General features: G+C 57.5%; 5 protein-coding genes. 3 read left to right on the top strand and 2 right to left on the bottom strand.

Annotation, left to right across the window (positions count from 1 at the left end):
* Positions 1-167 precede the first annotated feature (167 nt).
* The 3 genes from RNA01_RS22875 to RNA01_RS22865 all read left to right on the top strand — a co-directional run bounded on the left by RNA01_RS22875 (position 168) and on the right by RNA01_RS22865 (position 2,233).
* Positions 168-572 carry a hypothetical protein gene (locus tag RNA01_RS22875; RefSeq protein ID WP_147182395.1) on the top strand — a complete coding sequence of 135 codons (405 nt, stop codon included), beginning with the start codon at positions 168-170 and terminating at the stop codon, positions 570-572.
* A gap of 284 nt (positions 573-856) precedes the next feature.
* Positions 857-1,612 (top strand): hypothetical protein, encoded by a 756-nt coding sequence (locus RNA01_RS22870; RefSeq protein WP_035227102.1) that lies wholly within the window; start codon positions 857-859, stop codon positions 1,610-1,612.
* The gene (locus RNA01_RS22865; RefSeq protein ID WP_046797663.1) at positions 1,613-2,233 is read left to right on the top strand and encodes an RES family NAD+ phosphorylase; all 621 of its coding nucleotides are present in this window, start codon (positions 1,613-1,615) and stop codon (positions 2,231-2,233) included.
* Between the two features lie 32 nt (positions 2,234-2,265).
* On the opposite strand, the gene RNA01_RS22860 is transcribed toward RNA01_RS22865, so the two are convergent.
* Together RNA01_RS22860 and RNA01_RS22855 are read right to left on the bottom strand one after the other, a co-directional pair.
* Positions 2,266-2,877: a TraH family protein gene (locus tag RNA01_RS22860; protein ID WP_147182396.1), complete on the bottom strand. Its 612-nt coding sequence runs from the start codon at positions 2,875-2,877 to the stop codon at positions 2,266-2,268.
* Positions 2,878-2,894: 17 nt separating this feature from the next.
* On the bottom strand, positions 2,895-3,558 hold a 664-nt coding region (locus RNA01_RS22855), incomplete at its 5' end, for a carbon-nitrogen hydrolase family protein (RefSeq protein WP_268906709.1).

Raw genomic sequence — 3,558 nt, 5'->3', positions numbered from 1 at the left:
CGGAAAACGTGTCAGCTCACAGTAAGCTATGTGCAGATCTCCACTTGGCTGGATAGCACCTAACTGGCCTATCAATGTTCAATCGCAGAAGAGCGCTACGGACGGATAGCGCCAAGTGCGGACATCGATCAGATAACTGCCCATTATGGAACAGAACAGGAGTTGATTTGAATCGCGCGCTGATTGCCTCAACAATCTTTTTCTTGGCGCTGTTTGCCTTGGGCTTCGCTTTGGGGACAGTCCGTGTGATTTTCATTGCGCCGCGCGTTGGGCAGCTTGCGGCCGTTGCAGCCGAAGTGCCAATAATGGTCATTGCCGGCTTTTTCGCCTGCCGTTGGACGCTCAAACATTGTCGAGTGCCGGGCACGTTAGTCATACGATGGGTAATGGCGGCTTGGTTTCTGGGCTTACTGTTCGCGTTCGAAACAGTGTTGGGCGCTGCACTCTTTGGACTGACGGCAGCCGAGCAATTGGCAGCGTTGATGACACCAACCGGGCTGCTCGGACTGTCTGCCCAGATCATCGCCGCGCTTTTTCCCTTAGTCGTCGACAGGAAGCTTGCACTGGTGTGACGACATGACGGGCTTATGGTGTGATCGCACCATTACACGGCGCGACTGAAGGCATTGTGCATAAATCAAAATTTTTGCACTGATTTTCAATTCCGCAATTCCAACAGCTTAGACGGTGCAAACATCAAGTGCGGTTGTCTCCAATGTCTGCTTCGGGCGGCCGATAACAGACTTCAGGCGTTTGTTCGCCCCGAATAATTCGATGGTACAGCACTACGTGCTTTACCAACTTGACGAACTTAACCAACCTTGCCATATATAGCTCTCCGAACGGAGGGTGAGAGATGGCATCTCTGAAGTCCAAAACCAGCATACGTGACGGTGCAAGCGGGCGCGAAAAACCGGGCGCTGAATCCATGGCTTTTTTCCTGACCACAGGCGCCGCCCCGCTGGCGAAGGGGAGAGCAGCCTTCAAGATCAAGATCCCGGACAATGCATCAAAAGCACTGACCGGCAATCCCAATCGCGTCAAGGCGCTCCTCCAGGAATACGGTCAGGCGATCGCAAAAAGCCGTTCAGCTGGCCACCCGGTCAGCTTCCGTGTCGATGTCGATTCCGAAGGTGAGATGGTTGTCACTCCCGTTGAGGCGGTGGAAATGACAACGGTGCCTGTCGTAGAGGAAAACGATGCACTGGATCCGGAGTTGGAGCAGGCGTTGGTGGCCGCACGGGCTCGGGGACGCATAAAGGCTGCTGAGGTCCTCAGCGGCACTGACATGCTGAATGCCGACGAATTCGCCAAGCTGCTTGGCACGACAAGGGTAACGGTGAATTCAAAGCGCCAGACCGGACTGGTATTGGGGCTGGATGGCGCGAAACGCGGCTTTCGCTTCCCGGATTGGCAGATCGATGCCGATGGCAAGCCGTTTGCAGCGCTTGCAACGCTCCACGAGCGACTGGGCGGAGCCTGGGCGGTTTACCGGTTCCTGGTCCAGCCCCACGGAGAGCTGGACGGACTGACAGGTCGCGAGGCATTGGAGCGGGGACGGACCGAGCAAGCGCTCGAGGTTGTCGAGAGCATTGGTCGAGATTTCCGCTGAATGGCACGTACTCTGCCGCCTCCCGGCTTTGCAAATGCAAGCCTTCACCTGCATACGGTCGCAGCCGGACTTCGGTTCGGTCGCATCTATCTGGGCACCTACCCTGATCCACTGGGCTTCGGTAAAACGCCGAGCCGTTTCAGCGATCCACGCCGGCGCAAATTCGCTAACCGGTTCGGGGTGCTCTATTTGGGCGATACGGTGAAGGTGTGCTTTCTCGAAGCCGTCTTGCGCGATCAACGCGATGGGGTCCTCGGCGACCTGCCGATAGCTGAATCCGAATTGTACGACCGCAATTTCGCAGAGATCGAGGTCATCAATCCGCTGATGATGGTCGATCTTCGAGACGACGGGCCGATCAAGATGGGAGTGCCGACGGATGTCGCGAAGGGCTCAAAGCAATCCCTCGCACGGAAGTGGGCGGTCGCCTTCAATGAACACGACAGCCAGGTGGACGGCATCATCTACCCGTCTCGGCTCAACGGCCACACCAACCTTGCAGTGTTCGATCGAGCTATTGGAAAACTGAAGGCGGTCCGCACGACGAAGCTGATCCGCGCGCCGGGTCTGGCTGATATACTCAACGACCTCAATGTCGCAATTGTCGAACCTGATCCCTGATATTTTACCTGTCGTCGAAGTCGGATACAGCACTACTTCTGCCCACCGATCCGGGACAAATCGACCCGAATTCCCGCAGTCCCAACCTCTCCTTCGTCTGAGGGCTCCGCTTCGCTCTGCGAGGGGTTAGCATCCGCAGGTTTGTCCGCGGCATCCGAAGAAACTTCCTTCCGATCGACGATCGTTCCACCTCGATCCTGCGCCTGAAACACGCTTTCACCTTCGAACTGGCCGGTGTTCCAGGCGTAAACGGCATCTTCGAAGATCTGCGGAAGCACCTCACTGCTCGTTGGGTTGCCATACCACTTTGAAACGATGCGCATGATCTTGGAAAACATCTTCGTCCCCATGCGAAGATTTTCGCAAGGCTCAATCAGATCTGGTTTCAGCTCGGATGCGTCCTTCACGCCGACACCCGCCGGGAACTGTGTAAGGCCCACACGCACGACGGCCTGCCCGACATACTGGCGTATGACCTCCATTGCCTCGTCTGGGGTCTTCGGTTTTGGTACAAGGATGAGCCGCCCTCCGGCTTTGACGGTGACGGCCAGCGGATCGCCAGGACCGACAGCGGCTACGAACTGCTCGACGATGGCGGGTTTCAGCGAGGGATCGGCGCATTCCGCGATAAAGGCAGCATCCATGACGAAGGCTCCAAAGTTCAGGTATTGAAGGAAATCACAAGGGGAACGCCGAACAGAGCGGACCAGGCTTTGGCGCTCGCGCGCTGGATAGCGATGATGTTGCCACCCGTCGTCCACCAGCCATTGCCGATCAAAACGATCGCGTCGGGTCGATAAAGCATCGACTGGAGAATGGGCCACAGTACGAGCTGCTCATAACAGATGAGCGGCGCGATCTTTCGGCCCGCAACCTCGACGACAGGATTGGCGAAGAGGTTGGCGCGGGCGCCGCCGGTCTCTCGTGTCCATCGCTCCCATGGACGCCACATCGAAACCGGTACAGGCATGCGCTCACGATAGAGGACACGCCCCCCATGCGCATCGATGGCCACCATGACGTTGTCGTAGCCAACCGCATCGACGACCGCCGCGCCGGCGACTACAGTCACGTGCGTTCCTTGCAGCTCATTCCGCCAGAAACGTTCAAGCGTTGGCGTCCAAAAGCCCAGTGTGCTCTCGGGAAGCACGACGACGGTCTCTCGTGTTCCGGCAGCCTGCCGAACATCCGTCACCAGGTCACGTTGACGTTGAAGGGATTGATCGCGGCCAAGGCTCGCACCCATTTCAAGGTCAACACCACGCCACCCCTCCGGTAGAATCTGATTTGTCCCCGATACGGCGGACCAAAGCCATAGACCTGGC

This window comes from Paenirhizobium naphthalenivorans, assembly GCF_007992095.1.
Classification (GTDB): Bacteria; Pseudomonadota; Alphaproteobacteria; order Rhizobiales; family Rhizobiaceae; genus Allorhizobium; species Allorhizobium naphthalenivorans.
This window is presented reverse-complemented; position numbering and strand designations above follow the sequence as displayed.